This is a genomic window from Xanthobacter sp. BG11Y11_SDJG, from assembly GCF_057364445.1.
This window is the reverse complement of record NZ_JBNFNU010000766.1, coordinates 1-922: the sequence shown is the minus strand read 5'-3', so window position 1 is coordinate 922 and position 922 is coordinate 1. Positions and strand designations below refer to the sequence as shown.

The 922-nt window shown below is 72.9% G+C and carries 2 protein-coding genes; both read right to left on the bottom strand.

Features of this window, described 5'->3' with window-relative positions; genetic code table 11:
- Positions 1-110: 110 nt before the first annotated feature.
- Positions 111-248, bottom strand: coding sequence for a hypothetical protein (locus AC2W7M_RS26400; RefSeq protein WP_486136139.1), 138 nt, complete (start codon positions 246-248; stop codon positions 111-113).
- A gap of 105 nt (positions 249-353) precedes the next feature.
- The coding region (locus AC2W7M_RS26395) for an RNA polymerase sigma factor (protein ID WP_486136138.1) at positions 354-922 on the bottom strand (569 nt) is incomplete at its 5' end.

The following is a 922-nucleotide window of genomic DNA, read 5'->3' as shown; positions in this document are numbered from 1 at the left end:
CCGCGTGGCGGAAAGCCGGCCGACGGCGTCGGCAAAGGCCGGGGAGCCCCAGAGATCCTCCAAGGGGCGCGGAATTCCTCCGCATGCCGCGGGCTGCGGGCGAGCCAGGCCTAGAACGCCGCGCGCGTGGCGGCGTCGGGCGCCCGGTCCCTGAGGCGGCCGAACCAGTCCAGCGCCTCGTCGACGACGGGGTCCTCGTGGGCGTAGCCGCCCCCGGTCGCGGCGCCCCGCATGTTGTCGCGTCCCACTCACGCCATCCGATGTCGCTGCGCCCGGCGGGCGCTTTGGCAGGCTCTTATACCTGAGACGTTGGAAGGCCTCGAATCCGGCAAAGAAATCGGGAATCGCCCGCGTCAGCAGCGATCGAGCCGCACCAGTGCGGAACGGCAGTGGCCCATGGCCATCTTCAGGTCGTTGAACACCGTCCGCTCGCAGACGCCGAGATGGGCCGCGATCCTGGCATTGGTCCAGCCTTCGATGCGGCTGAGCACGACGACCGCCTGGACACGCGGCGGCAGGGCGGCGAGCGCCTCCTTCAGCCGCGTCAGCCGCTCGCGCTCGATCAGCGCCGACTCGCTCGACGGCCGGTCGTCCGGCACCGCCGAGACCGCGGCCTCGCCCGCGTCGATCTCGACCGCGCCTCGGCTGCGTCGCCGCCGCACGTGGTCCAAGGCGAGATTGCGGGCCGTCTGGTGCAGGAACCCTTCCGGATGCGCGATCGGCGCCGCCTCATGGGCGCGCCAGGCGCGCAGATAGGCCTCCTGCGCCAGGTCCTCGGCGACGTGGCGGTCGCGCACGATGCGCATCACCCGCCACATGAGCGACTTGCGCTGAAGCAGGAACACGCTGGTCAGGCTCGCCGCCATCAGCGCGCGCCGCCGGCCGGACGCGGCGCCGCCCTTGCGGGGCGCACGGACGGCGG